Origin of the sequence: Brachybacterium vulturis, from assembly GCF_043641765.1 — a bacterium.
Taxonomy (GTDB): domain Bacteria; phylum Actinomycetota; class Actinomycetes; order Actinomycetales; family Dermabacteraceae; genus Brachybacterium; species Brachybacterium vulturis_A.
The window spans coordinates 49,141-68,551 of record NZ_JBHZRO010000003.1 but is presented as its reverse complement, the minus strand read 5'-3'; the positions used below and the strand labels follow the sequence as shown (position 1 = coordinate 68,551).

16 protein-coding genes are annotated in these 19,411 nt (G+C 73.0%); 6 read left to right on the top strand and 10 right to left on the bottom strand.

The window, feature by feature from the left end; all coding sequences use genetic code 11:
- Positions 1–23 precede the first annotated feature (23 nt).
- The 4 genes from pepN to ACHUEU_RS03055 all read right to left on the bottom strand — a co-directional run bounded on the left by pepN (position 24) and on the right by ACHUEU_RS03055 (position 6,418).
- Complete coding sequence (gene pepN, locus ACHUEU_RS03070; protein ID WP_394214422.1) at positions 24–2,573, bottom strand: aminopeptidase N; 2,550 nt, start codon at positions 2,571–2,573, stop codon at positions 24–26.
- A 46-nt stretch (positions 2,574–2,619) separates the two neighbouring features.
- Complete coding sequence (locus ACHUEU_RS03065) at positions 2,620–3,273, bottom strand: ribonuclease FAU-1 family protein (protein ID WP_394214421.1); 654 nt, start codon at positions 3,271–3,273, stop codon at positions 2,620–2,622.
- Between the two features lie 151 nt (positions 3,274–3,424).
- On the bottom strand, positions 3,425–4,540 hold the full coding sequence (locus ACHUEU_RS03060) for a fatty acid desaturase family protein (protein ID WP_394214420.1): 1,116 nt from the start codon (positions 4,538–4,540) through the stop codon (positions 3,425–3,427).
- Between the two features lie 63 nt (positions 4,541–4,603).
- Entirely contained in the window at positions 4,604–6,418 is a 1,815-nt protein-coding gene (locus tag ACHUEU_RS03055; RefSeq protein ID WP_394214419.1) for a sensor histidine kinase, read from the bottom strand.
- Positions 6,419–6,456: 38 nt separating this feature from the next.
- On the opposite strand from ACHUEU_RS03055, the gene ACHUEU_RS03050 reads away from it, so the two are divergent.
- On the top strand, positions 6,457–7,146 hold the full coding sequence (locus ACHUEU_RS03050) for a response regulator (RefSeq protein WP_394214418.1): 690 nt from the start codon (positions 6,457–6,459) through the stop codon (positions 7,144–7,146).
- Positions 7,147–7,156: 10 nt separating this feature from the next.
- On the opposite strand, the gene ACHUEU_RS03045 is transcribed toward ACHUEU_RS03050, so the two are convergent.
- The gene (locus ACHUEU_RS03045) at positions 7,157–8,386 is read right to left on the bottom strand and encodes a protein kinase domain-containing protein (protein WP_394214417.1); all 1,230 of its coding nucleotides are present in this window, start codon (positions 8,384–8,386) and stop codon (positions 7,157–7,159) included.
- A gap of 111 nt (positions 8,387–8,497) precedes the next feature.
- Between ACHUEU_RS03045 and ACHUEU_RS03040 the strand changes: the two genes are divergently transcribed.
- Entirely contained in the window at positions 8,498–9,847 is a 1,350-nt protein-coding gene (locus ACHUEU_RS03040; RefSeq protein WP_394214416.1) for a hypothetical protein, read from the top strand.
- 3 nt (positions 9,848–9,850) lie between these two features.
- On the opposite strand, the gene ACHUEU_RS03035 is transcribed toward ACHUEU_RS03040, so the two are convergent.
- Together ACHUEU_RS03035 and ACHUEU_RS03030 are read right to left on the bottom strand one after the other, a co-directional pair.
- Positions 9,851–11,683 (bottom strand): ABC transporter ATP-binding protein, encoded by a 1,833-nt coding sequence (locus tag ACHUEU_RS03035; RefSeq protein ID WP_394214415.1) that lies wholly within the window; start codon positions 11,681–11,683, stop codon positions 9,851–9,853.
- On the bottom strand, positions 11,680–13,443 hold the full coding sequence (locus ACHUEU_RS03030; protein WP_394214414.1) for an ABC transporter transmembrane domain-containing protein: 1,764 nt from the start codon (positions 13,441–13,443) through the stop codon (positions 11,680–11,682). The genes ACHUEU_RS03035 and ACHUEU_RS03030 overlap by 4 nt, the downstream gene beginning before the upstream one ends.
- Before the next feature lie 144 nt (positions 13,444–13,587).
- Between ACHUEU_RS03030 and ACHUEU_RS03025 the strand changes: the two genes are divergently transcribed.
- From ACHUEU_RS03025 to ACHUEU_RS03015, 3 genes are read left to right on the top strand one after another with little or no spacing between them, the layout of a single operon-like run.
- On the top strand, positions 13,588–14,208 hold the full coding sequence (locus ACHUEU_RS03025; RefSeq protein ID WP_394214413.1) for a mycothiol-dependent nitroreductase Rv2466c family protein: 621 nt from the start codon (positions 13,588–13,590) through the stop codon (positions 14,206–14,208).
- Between the two features lie 49 nt (positions 14,209–14,257).
- A complete protein-coding gene (locus ACHUEU_RS03020; protein WP_394214412.1) occupies positions 14,258–14,731 on the top strand; it encodes a ribose-5-phosphate isomerase in 474 nt (157 codons plus the stop codon).
- Entirely contained in the window at positions 14,731–15,789 is a 1,059-nt protein-coding gene (locus tag ACHUEU_RS03015; protein ID WP_394214411.1) for an Fpg/Nei family DNA glycosylase, read from the top strand. The genes ACHUEU_RS03020 and ACHUEU_RS03015 overlap by 1 nt, the downstream gene beginning before the upstream one ends.
- 22 nt (positions 15,790–15,811) lie before the next feature.
- On the opposite strand, the gene ACHUEU_RS03010 is transcribed toward ACHUEU_RS03015, so the two are convergent.
- Positions 15,812–16,297, bottom strand: coding sequence for a nucleoside deaminase (locus ACHUEU_RS03010; protein WP_394214410.1), 486 nt, complete (start codon positions 16,295–16,297; stop codon positions 15,812–15,814).
- 72 nt (positions 16,298–16,369) lie between these two features.
- On the opposite strand from ACHUEU_RS03010, the gene ACHUEU_RS03005 reads away from it, so the two are divergent.
- On the top strand, positions 16,370–16,909 hold the full coding sequence (locus tag ACHUEU_RS03005) for a GNAT family N-acetyltransferase (protein ID WP_394214408.1): 540 nt from the start codon (positions 16,370–16,372) through the stop codon (positions 16,907–16,909).
- 19 nt (positions 16,910–16,928) lie between these two features.
- On the opposite strand, the gene ACHUEU_RS03000 is transcribed toward ACHUEU_RS03005, so the two are convergent.
- Both ACHUEU_RS03000 and ACHUEU_RS02995 read right to left on the bottom strand, forming a co-directional pair.
- Positions 16,929–17,369 (bottom strand): ankyrin repeat domain-containing protein, encoded by a 441-nt coding sequence (locus ACHUEU_RS03000; RefSeq protein ID WP_394214407.1) that lies wholly within the window; start codon positions 17,367–17,369, stop codon positions 16,929–16,931.
- 20 nt (positions 17,370–17,389) lie between these two features.
- Positions 17,390–19,390 (bottom strand): ATP-binding cassette domain-containing protein, encoded by a 2,001-nt coding sequence (locus ACHUEU_RS02995; protein WP_394214585.1) that lies wholly within the window; start codon positions 19,388–19,390, stop codon positions 17,390–17,392.
- Positions 19,391–19,411 lie beyond the last annotated feature (21 nt).

The window sequence follows — 19,411 nt, the reverse complement described above, 5'->3', positions numbered from 1 at the left end:
CCTCGCCCCGGGGCGCGGTCACCTCACTGGACGTCCGCGGCGCGGACCTTCTCCTGCCGGGCCACCGTGTCCCGGCCCTCGATGATGAGGCGGCGCAGGCCGAAGGGGGCCTCCTCGGCGTCCGCCAACCAGGCGTCGGCGGCGTCGAGCACGCCCTGCCCGCCGTAGGAGTGCGGGAAGTAGCCACCGACGAGGCGGGTCGCGATCTCGTGGGAGCGCTCGGCCCACACCGCCCGGATCACGTCGAAGTAGCGCTGGCGGTAGGGGGCCAGCAGCGTCTCGTCGGTGACCCGGCGGAAGCCCTGGATCACGGCGGTGACCGATTCGTTGGCCAGGGTGTCCTTCTCGACCGTGCGACGCCACGCCTTGGCCTTGGCGACCTCGGTGGGCAGGGCGGCCCGGGCGGTCAGGGCGTGCTTCCGGCCCGACTGGGTGTCGTCCGCGGCGAGCTGCTCGTCGATCCCGGCGGCGTCGATCCCGCCCAGCACCGCCAGCGAGATCACCAGCTTCCAGCGCAGGTCCGTGTCGATCTCGCGGCCCGGCAGGACGACCGTGCCGCCCAGCAGCCCCTCCAGGGTGTGGCGGTGCGCCTCGGAGCGGGCCAGCCGGGCGAAGGACTCCACGTACTGCAGCTGCGCGTCGGAGCCGTCGGCGGCCGCCTCGGCGAGCTCCCAGACCGCGGTGGCCGCGGTCTCGGTGCGCAGCTCCCGCTGGTCGACCGCGGCATAGGCGCCCGCCACCGTCTCCAGCTGCTGCAGCAGGGTGCGCACCACGGAGGAGGAGTCCTCCCCGGTGAGGTTCGCGAGCACCAGCTGCTGGTAGCGGCGGCTGGGCAGCTCCCCGTCACGCACCATGTCCCAGGCGGCGGACCACAGCAGGGTGCGGGCCAGGGAGTCGTCGAGGTCGCGCAGGTGCGCCATCGCCACTGCCAGGGACTGCTCGTCCAGGCGGATCTTCGCGTAGGCCAGGTCGCCGTCGTTGACCAGCCAGAGGTCTGCGCGCTTCCCGATCAGGTCCGGCACCTCGGTGAGCTCGCCGTCGACGTCCAGCTCGACGGTCTCGGTGCGCACCAGGGCGCCGTCGCGCAGCGAGAACCCGCCGACCTGCAGGCGGTGCGGTCGCAGGGTCCGGTGCTCCTCGGGGGCGCTCTGGGCGATCGCGAACCGGGTCACGGTGCCCTCGCCATCGCGCTCGATCATCGGCCGCAGGGTGTTCACCCCCGACCGCTGCAGCCAGAGATCGGCCCAGCGGGAGAGGTCGCGGCCGCTGGTGGCCTCGAGCTCGACCAGCAGGTCGGTGAGCTCGGTGTTCCCCCAGGCGTGCTCGGCGAAGTAGGCGCGCACGCCGGCGAAGAACTCCTCGCGCCCCACATAGGCGACCAGCTGGCGCAGCACGGAGGCGCCCTTGGCGTAGGTGATGCCGTCGAAATTCGTCTCGACCGCCTCGAGGTCGACCATGTCGGCCACCACGGGGTGGGTCGAGGGCAGCTGGTCCTGCTGATAGGCCCAGCCCTTCTCGGACAGCGCGAAAGTGGTCCAGGAATCGCTCCAGCGGGTGGCCTCGGCGCTCGCGAGCGTGGAGGCGTACTCGGCGAAGGACTCGTTCAGCCACAGATCGTCCCACCAGCGCATGGTGACCAGGTCCCCGAACCACATATGGGCCAGCTCATGGAGGATCGTGAGGTCGCGGCGCTCGCGCACGGCATCGGAGACCTCGGAGCGGAACACGTACGCCTCGACGTAGGTGATCGCCCCGGGGTTCTCCATCGCGCCCATGTTGTACTCCGGCACGAACACCTGGTCGTACTTGCGGAACGGGAAATCGCGATCGAAGGCCTCCTCGTAGAAGTCGATGCCGGCCTTCGTCACGTCGATGACGTTCTGCGCATCCACGTGCTCGGCGAGAGAGGCACGGGCGAAGACGCCCATCGGGATCGTGCGCCCGTCGCGGGTGGTGATCTCCCCGGTGCCACCCTGGTAGTTGCCGGCGATCAGCGCGACCAGGTAGGTGGAGATCCGTTCGGTGGGTGGGAAGGCCCAGGTGGCCACGCCCTCCCCGACGGGGCTCGGGTCCGGGGTGGGGGCGTTGGAGATGACGCGCCAGTGCGCCGGGGCGGTGACGGTCAGGGCGTAGGTCGCCTTCAGATCGGGCTGCTCGAAGCAGGCGAACATGCGCCGGGCGTCGGAGACCTCGAACTGGGAGTAGAGGTAGACCTCGTCGTCGACCGGGTCGACGAAGCGGTGCAGTCCCTCGCCGGTGTTCATGTACCGGCCGGTGGCCAGGACCCGCACCGTGTTCTCGCCCGCGGCGAGAGCGGGCAGCTGCACCCGGGCGCCGTCGAAGCGGGAGGCCGGATCGGACAGCAGCTCGCCGTTGAGCTCGATCTCCTCGACGGACTGCGCGATGAGGTCGACGAAGGTGGGCCGGGCGGTGGTGGAGGAGAAGCGGATCGTGGTCTCGGTGCGGAACGTCCGCTCGTCGGCGGTGAGATCCAGGCGGATGTCGTAGGAGTCGGTGCTGAGGAACGAGGCGCGGCTGCGGGCCTCGTCGCGAGTGAGGTTCTCGGATGACATGGGTTCCATCCTGCCACCCGGGAGCGGCCCGCGAGCCCCTGCGCGCTCAGCGCCGGGTGAGGTCGAGATCCCAGGAATAGTGCTCGGGCAGCCGGGGGAGCGGCCAGGAGGGGTCCGGGAAGAAGTACTCGTAGCCGGCGGAGAAGGGGTAGCGCCAGTCGGCGATGTGCGCCTCCGCCTCCCGGCCCGCGGCCCGGATCTCGTCGATCTCCGCGGCGGAGAAGTATCCGGTGCGCTCGGCGCCCTCGAGCTCGTCCTCGTCCTTGTAATGCCAGTCGCGACGCGGCAGCACCACCAGGTCCAGGACGAGATCACGGGTGCACACACCCTCCTCGGTCCGTTCGTACGGGGTCTCGAGGTTCACGTAGTAGCAGCCCAGCGAGCCGTCGTCCTTATAGAACAGCCAGATCGAATAGGGAGTGTCCGGCAGGCCGATCATCAGGATGCCGTTGCCGGTCCACAGCTGCTTGGACTGCACGCGCGGGGCGGTGAACATCCCCTCGTCGCCGGCACGGCGCAGCGCCGCACCGGTCTCCAGGACGGGCAGCAGCACCTCGGTGCCGGGCGCGATCCAGACCACCACCCCGCGGTCGTCGTCCAGCACGACGGTGCCGGGGCGGACGGTGCGGGTGGGGTGCTGAGGGGTGTAGTAGGTCCAGGTCACCTGGTCGCCGGGCGACCAGCGCGGGGTGGAAGACATGGTGGGGGTCCCGGCCGGATCGGCCTCCACGGACGCCCCGTGCCGACCGGCCACCGGAGAGGGGCTGCGCTGCCCGTGAAGGGGTAGGCGTATGGGCCGACCATACCGCCTGCCCCGGGACCGCGGGGGCGACGCGCCGGTCCGGACCCGTTCAGGAGATGGAGGCTCCGCGCAGCTGCGCCGCCAGCGGGCAGTCCATGGGATCGGCCTGGCCCAGGCCCACCCGATTGAGGTACCGGATGATGATCCCGTAGGAGGTCAGCAGGTTCGTCTCGGTGTAGGTGATCCCGCGCTCGGCGCAGAACTGCTTGACGATCGGCTTCGCCCTGCGCAGGTTCGCCGAGGGCATGCGGGGGAACAGGTGGTGCTCGATCTGCAGGTCCAGCCCGCCCATCGCCCAGTTCATCAGCAGGCCGCCCTTGATGTTGCGGCTGGTGAGCACCTGACGGCGCAGGAAGTCGACCTGGAGGCCCTGGGGGATCAGCGGCATGCCCTTGTGGTTCGGGGCGAAGGAGGAGCCCATGTAGATGCCGAACACGGCCATCTGCACGCCCAGGAACGCCGCGCCCATGCCCAGTCCCAGGGTGGTCAGCACGATCGCCGGGAAGCCGATGACGCGCACCAGCACCAGCGCCAGTTCGACCTTGCGGTGCTTGACCCGGCCTTTCCTGAGCAGAGCCGTGATCCCTTCGTAGTGCAGCACGAAGCCGAACAGGGTCAGGATCGGGAAGAACGCCCAGCCCTGCCGCTTCGCGAACCAGGCCAGGAAGCCGGTGCGGTCGGCCATGTCCTCGGGCACGAACACCAGCACGCCGCCGGCGATGTCACCGTCGCGGCCGATCGTGTTGGGGTTGGCGTGGTGCTTGTTGTGCTTGCGGGTCCACCAGGCGATGGCCAGGCCCACCACGAGGTTCCCGATGATGCGGGAGAACCATGCATTGTGGCGGCCGGAGGAGAAGACCTGCTGGTGCGCGGCATCGTGGCCGATGAACGCGGCCTGGGTGAACAGGATCCCGAACAGCGCCGCCACGGCGAGCTGCCACCAGGTGCTGCCCAGCGTCAGCAGCAGCACGAAGGCACCGACGAGAGCCAGTGCGAGCAATGCCGTGCGCACCATGTAGGACCGCACGTTGCGGCCCATCAGCCCGGCATCCTTCACCCGCTCGGAGAGCTCGAAGTAGTCCCGGGTCTGGGCATCGGCCCGAGGTCCCCGGGCAGGGGCTGCGCCGGCGGCGCGCGTGGGACGCGGTGAAGCAGTGGTGGTCATGCCCTTGACGCTAGAGGGCCGGATGATGCCGGCGCGTCCCCCGCGGGAGCGAACCTGCACCCCCTACCGGGGTAGGGGGTCGGCGAGCGGGATCCTGGCGGTGACGGCGAAGCCGCCGTCGGCCGTCGGGCCCGCCGCGACCGTTCCGCCGAGGGCTCGGACCCGCTCCCGGGTCCCGGACAGCCCCAGCCCCGAGCCCGGGATCGTCGCCTGCGGATCCTCGGGACGTTCGTTGACCACCTCGACCAGAAGGGCGCCGGCGGACGGTGCCACCCGCACCCGGATCGCCGCCCCCCGGGCGTGCCGCAGCGCATTGCTCAGCCCCTCCTGCACGACTCGGTACGCGGTCAGGCCCACTGTGGGCGTCACCTCCGGCGGGGAGACCTCGGCGGTGATCGTCGCGCCCGAGGCGCGGGTGGAGCGCAGCAGCTCCGCGAGGTCCGCGAGTCCCGGCATCGGCACCTCGTCGGCCACCTCGTCGGTGCGCAGGATCGCCAGCAGCGAGCGCATCTCGCCGAGGGCCTGCCGGGAGGAGGCGGCGATGTCCTCGAACTCCCGCTCCGTGCTCGCATCCAGGCCCGGCAGGCGGAACTTCGCGGTGCCGGCCTGCACCGTGATCACGGACATGGAGTGGGCGACGACGTCGTGCAGCTCGCGGGCGATCCGACCCCGCTCCTCGAGCTCGTAGCGGCGTCGCACCTCCTCGGCGCTCAGCGTCTGCGCCCGCTCCACCTGGCCGCTGACCAGGACCCACTGCCGCACCGTGATGCCCAGGAGCACCACGCCGCCGCTGACCGCCAGCAGCACCACACCATTGGTCATCACCTCGCGCAGGGTGCCGCCGGGCATCGCGGAGGCGTCGGTCAGCAGCAGCGCGACGAAGGTGAGGACCGCCCCGGCGGACCAGGTGGAGACGGTCCAGTACCACCGGTGCAGCACCGCCAGCACGAGCAGGGTCAGGCAGTGCACGAGCAGCGAGGTGACCGGCCACGGCCAGGGTGCCGCCGCCTGGGCGGGGAGGGTCACGAGCATCATCGCCGCGACGGCCACCACGGAGAGCGACAGCCCGGCCCAGGGCCACCGGACCGCGAGCAGGGCGGCGGCAGCGGCCGCGCCCGCCACCGCCATCGCCGGCGCCGGGTGCACGTCGTAGAGCGCTGCGGTGACGGGCCAGGCCACCACTGCCAGCACGAAGGCGAGGAAGGCGACCGTCATCCGGGTCCAGGCGCTCTCCCGCAGGCGGGCATCGGCCTCCGTCGACCGTGGCGGGGGGATCGCCCCGCGCAGGCTGGAGCCGGGCGCCGCCCCGCCGAGCAGCGGTGCGGTGACCACCACGTCGAGCAGCGCCAGGGCGTGCACCATCGCGGGGAAGGAGAGGGCCAGCACCAGGCCGACGACCATGACCAGCGCCCATTGGCCCGGCAGCACGTCGTTCCGCTCCGGCAGCAGGGGTCCCCACGCCCACCAGGTCAGCCCCCCGAAGGCTCCGGTGATCCAGACGATCGTGACCCCGGTGGTGAGCACCCGGACCGGCAGCGCGATCACCGCCTCGAAGGCCAGGTCGAGCCAGCGGCGGGCGTCGGTGACCAGGCGCAGCATCCCGATGGCCCCCCGGCCGCGGGGCCGGTACCTCGGCGCGGTGACCTCGATGCCCCAGTGGTGCAGCCGGGCACGGTCCAGCCGGGCCCAGGCAGAGGCGAGCGTCAACGTCGGCGGGAGCAGGAGCACGCCCACCCAGATGATCGACAGCGCTGCCGAGATCGCGATCAGCGGCAGCAGCAGCAGGGCGGCGAACAGCGCCAGCGGCAGGCCGGGGATCACCAGGGCCAGATCATGGCGGAGCCGGCGCAGCGCATGACGATCAGGGATCAGGAACATCCACGCTCCTTCCAGCCGAGCGGGGATACGGTGACGCCATGGAGCAGACGGCGCGCACGGACATTCCCCTCCTCCGGGTGCTGATCGTCGACGACCAGTCGATGATCCGCGGCGGCTTCGAGGCGCTGCTGAACGCGCAGGACGGCATCGAGGTGGTGGGTACCGCGTCCGACGGGGAGGGCATCGCCGCCGTGGTGGAGGAGCTGCGACCCGATGTGGTGCTGATGGACATCCGGATGCCGCATGTCGGCGGGCTCGAGGCCACCCGGACGGTGCTCGAGATGCCCGGGACGCCGCCGAAGATCATCATGCTGACCACCTTCGATGCCGATGAGTACGTCTTCGCCGCCCTGCGCGCCGGGGCGAGCGGGTTCCTGCTCAAGGATTCCACGCCCCAGGAGCTGGTGCAGGCGGTGCGGGTGGTGGCCGACGGCGAATCGCTGCTCGCCCCGCGGGTGACGCGCGCACTGATCGCCGATTTCGTCGCCCGCCCCGAACGCTCCCTCGGCGCGGAGGCGAGTCTGTCCGCGCTCACCGAGCGGGAGCTCGACGTGCTGCGGCTGGTCGCGCGAGGGCTCGCCAACCGGGAGATCGCCGATGCGCTGGTGATGGCGGAGCAGACGGTCAAGACGCACGTCTCGCGGATCCTGGGCAAGCTGAGGCTGCGTGATCGCACCCAGCTGGTGGTCGCCGCGTACGAGTCCGGGCTGGTGCGGCCGGGGGAATGAGCCGACGCGCTCAGCTGAGCGCCGACCACAGCAGGGCGGTGGCGCCCGCGAAGGACAGCACCGCGATCAGCAGCAGCGCCGCCCCGGTCGCGGTCGCCCGGCCGCGGCGGGGCGCAGGGCCGGACTGCGGTGCAGGACTCGCCCGTGTCGGGTCATGGACGAAGCGCTCGGTCGTGGTCCCGGACGGAGGGCTCATCGTCCCCACGGCCGCGGCCGGCTGCTGCACGGGCGGGGCAGCGGCGGCGGAGGGGGCCGGCGGGGGCGAGGTCGCCGATCGCGACCGGGCCGTCAGCCGCTCATGCAGCCCGGGTGCCAGCCCCGCGAGGGTCTCGGGACCGTCCAGGGGCACCTCCGGCAAGGCATCGGGTGCCTCGATCCGGTCGCGGAGCACGAAGGGCCTGCCGTCGGCGGTGCGCACCCAGGAGACCGGAGGGGACGGGGGCGGAGGGATGTGGTCCCGGGCCTGCGCCGCGGTGGGGCGCGTCGTGGGATCGGCGAGGAGCATCTGCTGCAGCAGCTCCTCGAGGGGCCGGGCGGCCGGATCGCTGCTGTTCGAGAGGACCTCGTGCAGACGCGCCGGCAGCTCGGCCGGCTCGAGGTGCTCCCGCGGTCGCAGCGGGGACAGCGCCGCGAGCGCGCAGGCCGCGGCCGCCCAGACGTCCTGCGCGGCCGAGGTGCCCGCCCCCGCGAGGATCTCCGGCGCCATGAAGCCGGGGGTGCCGTGGGCGAAACCGCTCTCCGTCAGCCGCACATCACTCTCGTGCAGCGCGATCCCGAAGTCGGCCAGCAGCAGGTGCGGGACGCCGTCGCCGGTGGCGTCCAGCAGCAGGTTCGCGGGCTTGAGATCGCGATGGACCCAGTGCGACTGGTGCATCGCCGCGAGCGCATCCAGCAGCTGGCGCAGCAGCTGGGCCACCAGCGACGGGGCGAGCGCGCCGTGCTCCATGAGGGCCCCGGCGAGGGTGCCGCCATGCACCAGCGGCATCACCAGCACGATCGTGTCGTCCTCCGCGACCCAGGTGTAGGGAGGCAGCAGGTGCGGGTGACGTCCCAGGCCCTGCGCGGAGCCGACCGTCTGCTCGCGCACGAAGCGCAGCACGTCGGCGCCGTCGCGCTGACGCATCACCTTGGCCGCGCAGACGGCTCCGTACCGCAGGTCGATCGCACGCCACAGGGAGCCCGAGGCGCCCCGGGCGAGGGGATGGAGCAGCTCGATACGGCCGGCGATGACATCGGACATGATGCACGTCATGCTAGGGCACGGCACTGCGCCCTGCGGCCCGAGGGCGGCGGATCTGGCACCCTGGCCTCTGAGACGTCCCGACCTCGCCCCCGAGCCCCAGGAGCACGCATGATCTGCCCAGAGCGAGCCCGCGGAGCACTCGCCCCCGTCACCGGGACGATCACGGCCGCACTGGTGGCGGCGCTGGCACTGGCGCTCGCCGTGGCCGTGGGGGGAGCCGTGCCCGCAGCGCAGGCGGACCCGGGCGATGAGGCCGCGACGCCACCCGACCACGCCTATCAGGCAGCCGGTCCGGAGGTCTCCGGCGCCGCCTCCCAGGCCCAGGCGCCCCTGCTGCTGCCCGGGATCCACCTGGACACCTTCGCGGTCGGCGGGCAGAGCGAGGACGAGAGCACCGGGACCGCGAAGCACTACCGCATCGCCGTCAGCAGCGGTCAGCGGGTGCACGCCGCCGCGACCGTGGCCGCCCCGCCGTATGCCGACGGCATCCCCGAGACCGCGGACGAGCTGTCGATGGAGGTCACCTTCCTCACCGCCGGGGGAGAGACCTGCAAGGACAGCGGCGAGGACCAGATCGGCCAGTGGCGCACCGGGGACGGTCCCATCACCTCCAGCGCCGTCTCGGGAGCGGTGGGATGGGACGGCTGCCCCGGCGAGGAACTGTTCCTGCGCATCACCCGGACGGGGACGCGCGCAGGGGACAGCCCGCTCCCGGTCGAGATCCAGATCGCCGTCGAGCCCGCCGGGACAGGCGGCGGATCGCCGGCCGTCACCGAGGAGGTCGAGGACTCCGGTGCGGGCCCGGTGCCGCCCGCCCAGGACGAGCCCTTCGAGGCGGGCCGCTCCTTCGCGACGGCGCCCGAGGTGGCACCGGGCTCCTACCTCATGGAGCTGGTGCCCGGCGAGGTGGGGGTGGTGCGGATCGACGTGCAGGAGGGCCAGCGGCTGCGCTGGCGCGTCGAGACGATGTCCCAGCCCGAGGGCGCGGGGGAGCTCGCGCTGCGGACCGCCAACGCCGTGAGGGAGCAGGTGACCGTCCACGGCGGCAGCTGGGTGATGTCCTCCGGTGACCGGGTGACCGGAGGGGGCATGACCACCCCGGTCGCTCGCGGCAACCGCGGCTCCGAGCTGCCCTCGGTCGCGACGGCCTGGTTGCCGGGCACCCACTACGTCACCCTGCAGCGCCTGCAGCGTCCCGCCGACGCGGAACCGGCCGGAGCCGAGCCGGTCACCGTCGTGCTCACGCTCGAGGTCGAGGGGGAGGTGGCCGAGGACGCCCCCGAGGGAACGATGCTCGAGCTCGGGGAGACCACCGTGACCAGCGGCCCGCTGTCCTCGCTGGGGATCGACGCCTCCTGGGGCCGGTTGGCGATGTTCGGCGGCGCCGGACTGCTGACGCTGCTCGGCCTGCTCACCGGCATCGCCGGCATGCTGGTGCTGCGGCTGCGCCGCGGCTGACGATCAGAGGGACCACGCCTCCCAGAGGCGTGCGTAGTCGCCGCCGCGGGCGACCAGCTCGTCGTGCGTGCCCTCCTCGACCACGGCGCCATCGGCCATCACCAGGATCCGGTCGGCGATCCGCGCCTGCGAGAGGCGGTGGGCGACGATGATCGTGGTGCGGCCGCGGGCCACCTCGAGCGCGGCGCGCTCGAGCACCCGGGCCCCGGAGGAGCCCTCCTCGGCCGTGGCCTCGTCGAGGACCAGCACCGCCGGGTCCCGCAGGGCGACCCGGGCCAGGGCCAGCTGCTGGGACTGCTCGGCGGTGAGGCGCTCGCCCTTCTCGCCCACCTCCGTGCCCAGGCCGTGGGGAAGCCGATCCACCCAGGCCAGCGCATCGACCCGGTGCAGAGCCCGGCGCAGCTCCTCGTCGTCGGCGCCGGGGGCGGCCAGCTGCAGGTCCTCGCGCAGGGTGCCGCGGAACACGTGCACGTCCTGGCTGACGATCGCGGCGTGCGCGCGCACCGCCTCCAGATCGGCATGGGCGAGGTCGGTCCCGCCGTGCAGCACCCGACCGTGGCGGGGGAGCAGGGTGCCGGCCAGGATCGCGGCGAGGGTCGACTTGCCGGCGCCCGAGGCGCCCACCAGCGAGACCACCTCGCCCGCGGCGATGTCGAGGTCGATCGGTCGCAGCACGATCCGCTCGGCCCCGTCCGCATCCTCGCCGTAGGCGTGGGAGACCTGCTCGAGCCGGATCGAGGCGTCGGCGGGACGCTCCGTGCCGGGGGAGGCGGCAGGATCGATCGAGGTGATCACCCCGATCATCCGCGCGAGGCTGGCCAGCGCCGACTGCACCTCGTCGAGGGTGAAGATCACCGCCATCAGCGGCCAGAACAGGGTGACCAGGTAGACCGCTGCCGCGGTGACCAGCCCGATGGGGACCCCGCCGAGCTGCACCATCACGAAGCCGAACAGCAGCACCATCGCCAGCGCCAGGTTCTCGGGCACGTTCAGGCCCAGCACCAGGCGACTGACCAGGAACATCACCCGCATGTTCAGCAGTGAAGCGGTCTCCGAGAGCACGGCGACGTGGCGGGTCTCGCGCCGCTCGATGCCGTAGGCGTGCACGGTGGGGATGCCGTGGATCGCCGAGAGCAGTCCCTGGGCCCGGGCTCCCATCGCGATCCGCTCCCGACGGTAGAGGGGCGCGGTGCGCCGCAGGTACCAGAGGGCCGCGAGCACGTACATCGGCACGATGATCACCACCATCAGCAGCAGCCAGGGGGACAGCGTCGCCATCGCGACCAGGGTGATCAGCACCAGGAAGCCCAGCTGGATCAGGTTCGGGACCAGGTTGTTCACCGCGCGCGCGGCGACGTCCACGTCATCGGCGACCCGGGAGAGGGCATCGCCGATCCCGGTGGTCTCCATGGTCTGCGCCGGCAGGTCCAGCGCCCGATCTATGACGTCCTCGCGCATGCCGGCGAGGATGCGCTGACCGAGCGCCGAGATCATCGACCAGCCCAGCGCCATCAGCGCCGCCTGGATCACGCCGACGGCCAGGATCTGCCCGCCGAGCGCCCAGATCCGGTCCGTCGGCCCCCCGGCGGCGACCACGTCCACGGCCGAGCCGATCAGGCGGGGGAGGACCGCCGCGGCGACCGCGCCGCCGATCGTGACCACCAGGGTCAGCAGCGTGGCGACCCGATGCTCCCGCAAGCGGGCCGCCATGAACCGCAGCGAGGTGCGGGCGTCCGCGATCGGCAGCAGCTGCGCATGCTCGGCCAGCTGGCGGCGGGCGGTCTCGTCGTCGCCGAGCACGTCCTCCAGCGGCCGCTTCCAGTGGAGCTCGCTCATCGCCGCACCACCTCCCGGTACTCCTCGTGCTCCATCAGGTCCTGGTGGGCGCCCTCGGTGACGACTGCGCCGTCCCGCATGAACACCACCCTGTCGGCCTCCTGCAGCAGGGCCGGCGCCCGGGTCACCAGCAGCGTCGCCCGGTCGGTGCGGCGCCGGGCGCCGATCAGCGCCTCGGCGATGTTCTGCTCGGTGACCGCGTCGACGGCGGTGGTGGGGTCATGCAGCACCAGCACCGGGGCGTCCGCGGCCACCGCCCGGGCGAGGGCGATGCGCTGGCGCTGGCCGCCCGAGAGGTTCGCGCCGCGATCCAGGATGCGGCTGTCGTAGCCCGCGGGCAGGATCCGCAGCAGGTCCGCGGCGCCGGCGGCGTGCAGGGCGCCGGCGGCCCAGGCATCGTCCTCGTCCATGCTGCCCCGAGGAGCGCGGGTCGCCAGCTGCTCGCGCAGGGTGCCGTCGAAGAGATCCACGACATGGGGCTCGACCAGCAGGTCCGAGCGCAGGCCCCACCTGCCCGTGGGCGTGAGCGGCTCATCGCCGATGCGCGCCCCGAACTCGGTGCGGCCGTTCACGGCATCGACCACGGCGTCGGCGTCCCGGGCATCGGCGCAGGCCAGTGCCACGATCTCGCCATCGGCGACCGAGAGCTGGGGGAGATGCAGGCCGCCGGCGGCACCGCGTCGGCCCTGCCCCCCGCCGGTGTCGCCGCGCTCGTCGCGCTGGGTGGTCAGCACGTCCAGTCCCAGCGCCGGGTCGTCGACGGTGCGTCCGAGGTCCGTGTAGAGGTCGCGCACGCGCCGTGCCGAGGTGGACATCCCCGCCCACCAGACCGGGGCGCCCGAGAGGCCCTGCAGCATGCCCATCACGTAGCGTGCCACGCCCACCACCGCGATCAGCACGCCGAGGGAGAGCGAGCCGTCCAGGGTGCGCAGCGCGGCGAGCACCACCACGACGGCGAGCATGAGCCCGGTGACCAGGGTGGTCAGCCCCGAGGAGATCCCCGAGTAGCGGGCGTTGACCAGTGCGGCCTGCAGCGCGGAGCGCGAGCGCCGACGGTAGGCGGCCCGGGCCCGGCCCTGCACGCCGAGGCCCTGCAGCACCCGCAGTCCGTGGACCAGGTCGGTGGCGGTGGCGGCGGCCTCCGCGGCCTGCGACTGCTGATCGTCGTAGCGGGCCGACAGGGTCGGGGTGATCACCCGGATCACGACCACCATCACCGCGATCCCCAGCAGCATCGCCAGCCCCAGCCACACATCCATCACCGCCAGGTATCCGGCCGCGGCCAGCACTGTCAGCAGCGAGGGCACCACCCAGGGGAGCATGTCCATCAGGTCGGAGGCCTTGTCGGCGTCGGAGGTGGCGATCGAGAGCACCTCACCGGCCGGGCGCCGCACCGGGCGCGAGCGCGGGTCGAGCACCGCGCCGGTCAGTCCCACCCGCAGGCGATGCCGCTCGTACATGCACGCCTTCTGCGACTGCAGGAAGCACCAGGCCCACAGGACCACGCCCACCAGCCGCAGCAGGATCAGCCCCAGCGCGCTCAGCAGCGTGAGGGACAGGTCCCCGGCGAGCACGCCGCGGTCGATCACCAGGCCCAGCACGATCGGCGTCAGCAGCTCGACCCCTTCGGCGAGGGTCGCCAGCGGCAGCACGACGGCGAGCATCCCGCGATGGGCGCGCACGATCGAGGCCATCACCCCGGGTGCGGCGGCGCGGGGCGGAGCGGGCGCCGTGACGGCGGTGGAGCGAGAATCGAGCACCTGATGATCCAACCCGTCCCACCAGTGCAGTGCAATCCTTTTTACCTCCCGGTGGTGTTGGCCCGGTCACCTCGCAGACGGCGGCCCGCCCCGCGGCGGCCAGTGACAGAATGGACGCCTCACCCCCGAGCCGAGGAGTTCCCCTTGTCTGTGCGCACTGTCGAGCTGTTCGTCGATCCCGTCTGCCCCTACGCCTGGATGACCAGCCGCTGGCTGCTGCATGCCGCGGAGGTCCGCGAGATCGCCCCGAAGTACTCGGTGATGTCCCTGTCCGTCCTCAACGAGGGCGCCGAGCTCGACGCGGGCTACCGCGCCATGCTCGATGACTCCTGGGGCCCGGCCCGCCTGGCCATCGAGATCGATCGCGTCGAGGGCAACGAGGCGTTCGCCCGCTGGTACACCGCCTGGGGCGAGCGCTATCACGTCGGCGGGGAGCACCGTGACCGCGGGGCGACGGCAGTGGCCGCGCTCGCGGACGCGGGACTGCCCGCGTCCCTGATCGAGGCCTACGACCCGGTCGCCGGCGACGAGACCGACGTCGCGCTGCGCGCCTCCCACGAGAACGGGATCTCGCGCGTCGGCAACGACGTGGGCACCCCGGTGATCTCCTTCGGGGACGGCACCGCGTACTTCGGCCCGGTGGTCTCGCCGGCCCCGAAGGGCGAGGAGGCCGGGAAGCTGCTCGATGCGCTCTCGACCATGGCCGCGCTCGACGGCTTCTTCGAGCTCAAGCGCTCCCGCGGCGACGGCGTCGACTTCAGCTGACCGCCCCGCCTCCGCGCCCGTTCCTGCCCCCGAGAGAGAGACCCCTGACATGCGCGTGCACATCGGCACCGACCACGCCGGCTTCGAGCTCAAGAACCGCCTGGTGGCGGTGCTGCAGCAGAAGGGGCACGAGGTCACCGACCACGGCGCCCACGAGTACGACGCCCTGGACGACTACCCGCCGTTCTGCACCGATGTCGGGGAGGCCGTGGTCGCGGACCCGGGATCCCTCGGCATCGTGATCGGCGGCTCCGGCAACGGCGAGCAGATCGCGGCGAACAAGGTCGCCGGAGTCCGTGCGGCCCTGGTGTGGAACGAGGACACGGCCCGCCTGGCGCGTCAGCACAACGACGCCAACGTCCTCTCCGTCGGCGCCCGCCAGCACTCCGAGGACGAGCTCGAGGCACTGATCGATCTGTTCCTCGCCGAGCCGTTCACGGGCGAGGAGCGCCACCAGCGCCGGATCGACCTGGTCGGTCTCTACGAGCGCACCGGCGGATACAGCGCGAGCACGACAGACTGATGCCCGAGGGGCATACCGTCCACCGGCTGGCCGGCGCGTTCGAGCGCGCCTTCGGCGGGCAGCGGGTGCGCACCTCGAGCCCGCAGGGGCGCTTCGGGGAGGCGACGCAGCTGGACGGGACGGTCCTGCTGGGCGCGGAGGCGGTCGGCAAGCACCTGCTCCTGCCCTTCGCGCCCTCGGCGGACGTGGACCGGGACGCACCGGTGGTGCGACATGTCCACATCCACCTGGGCCTGTACGGCTCCTGGACCTTCGCCGGCGACCCCGGCTTCGTCGACGCCCACGCGATCGGTGCGCCGCGGCTGCGAAGGGGGGAGCAGGAGGAGGAGCTGGACGGGGCGGAAGTCACCGACTGGCGCCGCATCGTGCCACGGCCGACGGTGCGACTGCGCATCGCCGGAGCGCGCGGCCTCGCGGACCTCACCGGTCCCACCGCCTGCGAGATCCTCGACGGCGCCGGACGGCAGGCCGTGCTGGACCGGCTGGGACCGGACCCGCTGCGCCCCGATCCTGCCGGCCGGGAGCGCCGCCGCTTCGTCGAGGCCGTGCGCCGCTCCCGCACCAGCATCGGCGCGCTGCTGATGAACCAGAGGGTCGTGGCCGGGATCGGCAACATCTTTCGCGCCGAGCTGCTGTTCCGGGCCCGCCTGGACCCTCTCGTGCCCGGGAGGGACCTCAGCCCCGGGATGCTCGAGCAGATGTGGGAGGACCTGGTCGCGCTGATGACCTACGGCGCTCGCACCGGGAGGATCGTCACCACCCAGCCGGAGCACCGGGAGATCGAGGCGCGGATCATCGAGCGCTCCCGCGGCACCCGCCAGAACGGGGACGAGGACCCGGACGTGGTGCCCCGCGAGGAGTCCTTCTACGTCTACCACCGCCAGACCCTGCCCTGCCGGCTGTGCGGCACCACCGTGCGCTCGGCGGACCTCTCCGCCCGCACCGTGTTCTGGTGCCCGCGCTGCCAGAGCCGGCGCAGCCGCCGCGCGAGCTGGACGAGGGAGCATCCGGCAGCGCCCTGGGCACTGGCCCCCGGCCGGGCCGACGAGGCCGCGTGAGCAGCCCGCGGCCGCCCGTTGCTCAGCGATCCAGCTCTGTGCTCTCGACGCCGATGTCCTCGCTCCAGACCTCCGGACGTTCCGCGATCATCCGTTCCATCAGCGCCCGGCAGCGCCCATCATCCAGCACATCGACGGTGACCCCGCGCTCACGCAGCAGCGCCTCGGACATCTCGAAGCTGCGGTTCTCGCCGACGACGACGCGGGGGATCCCGTACAGCAGTGCGGTGCCCGCGCACATCAGGCACGGCGAGAGGGTCGTGTACAGGACGCTGTCACGGTAGACGGCCGCGGGGAGCCGTCCGGCGCGCTCGATGGTGTCGGTCTCGGCGTGCAGGATCGCGGACCCCTTCTGCACCCGCTGGTTGTGCCCGGCCGCGAGGACCCTGCCCCGGTGGACCAGGACGGCACCGATCGGCACCCCGCCCTCGTGCCAGCTGAGGCGAGCCTGCTCGATCGCGAGGTCGAGGAAGCGCTGATCGTCCTCGACGGTGGGGGTCCGGGCCATGAGGGTCCTCTCGACGGTGGAGCGGCGTCCGAGCAGGATACGTCCGGGGGCGGGGTGCCGTACCGTGACCGCATGAACGACGACCGCATGAACGACGACCGCATGAACGACACGGACCTCAGCGCCTGCCCGGTGCTTCGTCGGGCGGCCCTCGCCGAGATCGACCCGCGCACCCTCTACCTGCTGGCGAAGCTGCGCCAGGACGTCTTCGCGATGGAGCAGAGGGCCACCGATCCGGATCTCGACGGCCGGGACCTCGAGTCCGGCACGACGCTCATGTGGCTCGAGCTGCCCAGCGCGGAGGCCGCGTCGTTGGGCCTGGCGGGCACCCCGGTCGCGCATCTGCGGATGCTGCAAGAGCCGGACGGCATCGTGCGGATCGGTCGGGTGGCGGTGGACGGCGCGCACCGCCGCAGCGGATACGGACGGCAGCTCATGACGGGAGCGCTCGAGCACCTCCGGGCGACGGCGCCGGGCGCCGTGGTGCACATCGATGCCCAGGCCTACCTCGAGCAGTGGTATGCGGTGATGGGCTTCGAGACCGTGGGGGAGCTGTTCATGGAGGCCGGGATCGAGCACGTCGCGATGGTGCTGAGGCCCTCCCGGGCCTGACGCGGGCCGAGAACCCGGACTATGCCCGGCGCGCCTCGATCTGGCTGATGATCTCGGTGCGCTCGAAGTACGTCGCCGTCTCCCGTGCGCTGGGGTGGCCCAGGTCCGGATCGGCCCCGGCCTCCAGGAGCACCCGCGCGACGTCGGTGAAGCCCTTGAAGGCCACGCCCGCGAGGGGGGTCTGGCCGCGGTCGTTCATGAGGTCGACGTCGGCCCCGCGGGCGGAGAGCTCGCGGACCAGCTCGGCGTGCCCGTGATAGGCGGCGAGCATCAGCGGGGAGTTCCCGGCCCCGTCGCGCAGGTTCACCGGGGCGCCCTGGTCGACCAGCGACAGGAGGGCGGCGGCGTCACCGGTGCGGGCGGCGTCGAGCAGCGAGTGCGCCAGGGCGATCACGGCCTCGTCCTCGGCGCCGGCGGGGTTCTCGGGGCTGGGGGGCTGGGGCGGGGTGTCCTCGTTCACCGTTCCAGGGTACGACGTGCTCATCCCGCCAGGATCTCCGCGAGCAGCGGCCAGACCAGGAAGCCTCCCGCGATCAGCGCGCCGAGCAGGTCCGCGCGGCCCAGCATGCTGGGCGCGGCCCAGGTGCGGTGGTCCGCCCCGGCGAACCCGCGGGCATCCATCGCCAGCGCCTGCTGCTCCGCGCCCCGCAGCGTGTCCACCAGCAGTGCGAGTGTGGTCCCGGCGAGCAGCCGTGGGGACCGCGCGCCGCCCAGGCCCCGCCGCCTCCGCGCCCGGGAGATGATGTCCCACTGCCGGCCCAGGTGACCGACCCGCACCAGTGCCGTCACCGAGGCGACGACCGGCCGGGCGGGCAGGCGCAGCCGCTGCCCCAGCGCATCGCCGAGCGCGGTGGCTTCCACACTGCCCAGCGCCAGCACCCCGGGGGCCACGAAGGCGGTGATCCGGGCGGCCTCCTTGAGGCCCAGCAGCCACGCCTCCGTCGACAGCGGTGGGGCGTCGCCCAGCAGGGCCGTGGTCCAGGCGAGTCCCGCCGCCGAGAGCAGGATCGGGAGCAGCCGCAGCGCGCCGCCGCGCAGCGTCCTCACCGCCAGCGGCGCCAGCAGCACCGTGGGGAGCAGGGCGAGCAGCCCGCCCTGCCAGGTCTGGACGGCGAAGGAGCCGATCGCGGCGAGGATCCCGATCAGCGACAGCGTCAGCGGGTTCAGGGCGTCGGCCGGGATCCGGCGCCGCGGGGCAGGGGGCGGCCCGGCGGGATCCGGGGCCGGCAGCTCGCACCGGTCGGCGGCGGCCGCGATCAGCTCGGGGTCGTGGGTGGCGACCAGCACCGCGCAGCCGCGCCCCGCGGCGTCGGCGAGCAGCGCCAGCACGTCCCGGCGCCGGCGGGCGTCCAGGCCGACGGTGGGCTCGTCCAGCACCAGCAGGTCCGGGGACTGGGCGAGGGCGGCGGCGGTCGCGAGGCGGCGCTGCTCCCCGCCGGAGAGGCGATGGGGGTGGGCACCGGCGAGATGCGCCAGCCCCGCTCGCTCCAGCAGCTCCTCGGCGAGGACGGGATCAGTGGCCCAGGGGGAGGCGCTCAGCTCCGCCCGCACGGTGGTGGCGACGAAGGAGTGCTCGGGGTTCTGGGGGACCGCCGCGATCCGTGCGGGCTCCGGCCGCTGCACCTGGCCGGTCGCCGGGGCGTCCGCGTCGAGCAGGGTGCGCAGCACGGTGGTCTTCCCTGCCCCGGAGGGACCGGTGAGCACGCTGAGGCGACCGGCGCGCACCTCGAGGTCCAGGGGAGTGGTCAGCCCGCGGGCGGGGACGGTGACTCCGCACAGCGCGGCGACGGCCGGCTCCGGCCCGACCGGTCGTGTCGCGACCGGTCGCGCCGCGCTCGTCCCCTCGGGGACCAGCACCCCGATCTCCTGCAGCAGCTCGCGCTGCTCGCGCAGCACCTCGCCCGGTGCCCCGTCGGCGAGGATCTGCGCCTGTTCGCCGAGCACCACCAAGCGGTCCACATGAGCCAGCCAGGGCCCCAGCCGGTGCTCGGCGACGACCAGTCCGGCACCGTCGGCGGCGGCGAGGATCGCCACGCGCACCAGCTCCGCGGTCTCGGCATCGAGCATGCTGGTGGGTTCGTCCAGCAGCAGCAGCTCGGGTCCCAGAGCGAGACTGCCGGCCAGCGCGATGCGCTGCTGCTGCCCGCCGGAGACCTCGAGCGGCCCCCGCTCGGGATCCAGCCCCACCTGCGCCGCTGCGAGGGCCGCGGCCACCCGCTCACGGATCTGTGCGCGGGGCAGCGCCGCGTTCTCGGGCCCGAAGGCGACCTCACGGAAGACCGTCGCGGCGACCAGGGCATGGGAGGGGTTCTGCAGCAGCAGCCCGGCCTCCCCGGGCCGGGACGGCGGGGACAGCAGGCCGGTGCCCTCGCCGGACTCCTCGTCCAGCAGCCCGGCGAGGGCACGCAGCACGGTCGACTTCCCGCTGCCGCTGGCACCCGTCAGCAGCACTCGCTGCCCGGCCGGGATCGACAGGTCCAGCGAGGCGATCGTGGGCCGGGA

Bases quoted from the DNA above. Each gene is read 5' to 3' on its own strand.
- pepN (WP_394214422.1), bottom strand. From the start codon at position 2,573: ATGTCATCCGAGAACCTCACTCGCGACGAGGCCCGCAGCCGCGCCTCG.
- ACHUEU_RS03065 (WP_394214421.1), bottom strand. From the start codon at position 3,273: ATGTCTTCCACCCCGCGCTGGTCGCCCGGCGACCAGGTGACCTGGACC.
- ACHUEU_RS03060 (WP_394214420.1), bottom strand. From the start codon at position 4,540: ATGACCACCACTGCTTCACCGCGTCCCACGCGCGCCGCCGGCGCAGCC.
- ACHUEU_RS03055 (WP_394214419.1), bottom strand. From the start codon at position 6,418: ATGTTCCTGATCCCTGATCGTCATGCGCTGCGCCGGCTCCGCCATGAT.
- ACHUEU_RS03050 (WP_394214418.1), top strand. From the start codon at position 6,457: ATGGAGCAGACGGCGCGCACGGACATTCCCCTCCTCCGGGTGCTGATC.
- ACHUEU_RS03045 (WP_394214417.1), bottom strand. From the start codon at position 8,386: ATGTCCGATGTCATCGCCGGCCGTATCGAGCTGCTCCATCCCCTCGCC.
- ACHUEU_RS03040 (WP_394214416.1), top strand. From the start codon at position 8,498: ATGATCTGCCCAGAGCGAGCCCGCGGAGCACTCGCCCCCGTCACCGGG.
- ACHUEU_RS03035 (WP_394214415.1), bottom strand. From the start codon at position 11,683: ATGAGCGAGCTCCACTGGAAGCGGCCGCTGGAGGACGTGCTCGGCGAC.
- ACHUEU_RS03020 (WP_394214412.1), top strand. From the start codon at position 14,258: ATGCGCGTGCACATCGGCACCGACCACGCCGGCTTCGAGCTCAAGAAC.
- ACHUEU_RS03015 (WP_394214411.1), top strand. From the start codon at position 14,731: ATGCCCGAGGGGCATACCGTCCACCGGCTGGCCGGCGCGTTCGAGCGC.
- ACHUEU_RS03010 (WP_394214410.1), bottom strand. From the start codon at position 16,297: ATGGCCCGGACCCCCACCGTCGAGGACGATCAGCGCTTCCTCGACCTC.
- ACHUEU_RS03005 (WP_394214408.1), top strand. From the start codon at position 16,370: ATGAACGACGACCGCATGAACGACGACCGCATGAACGACACGGACCTC.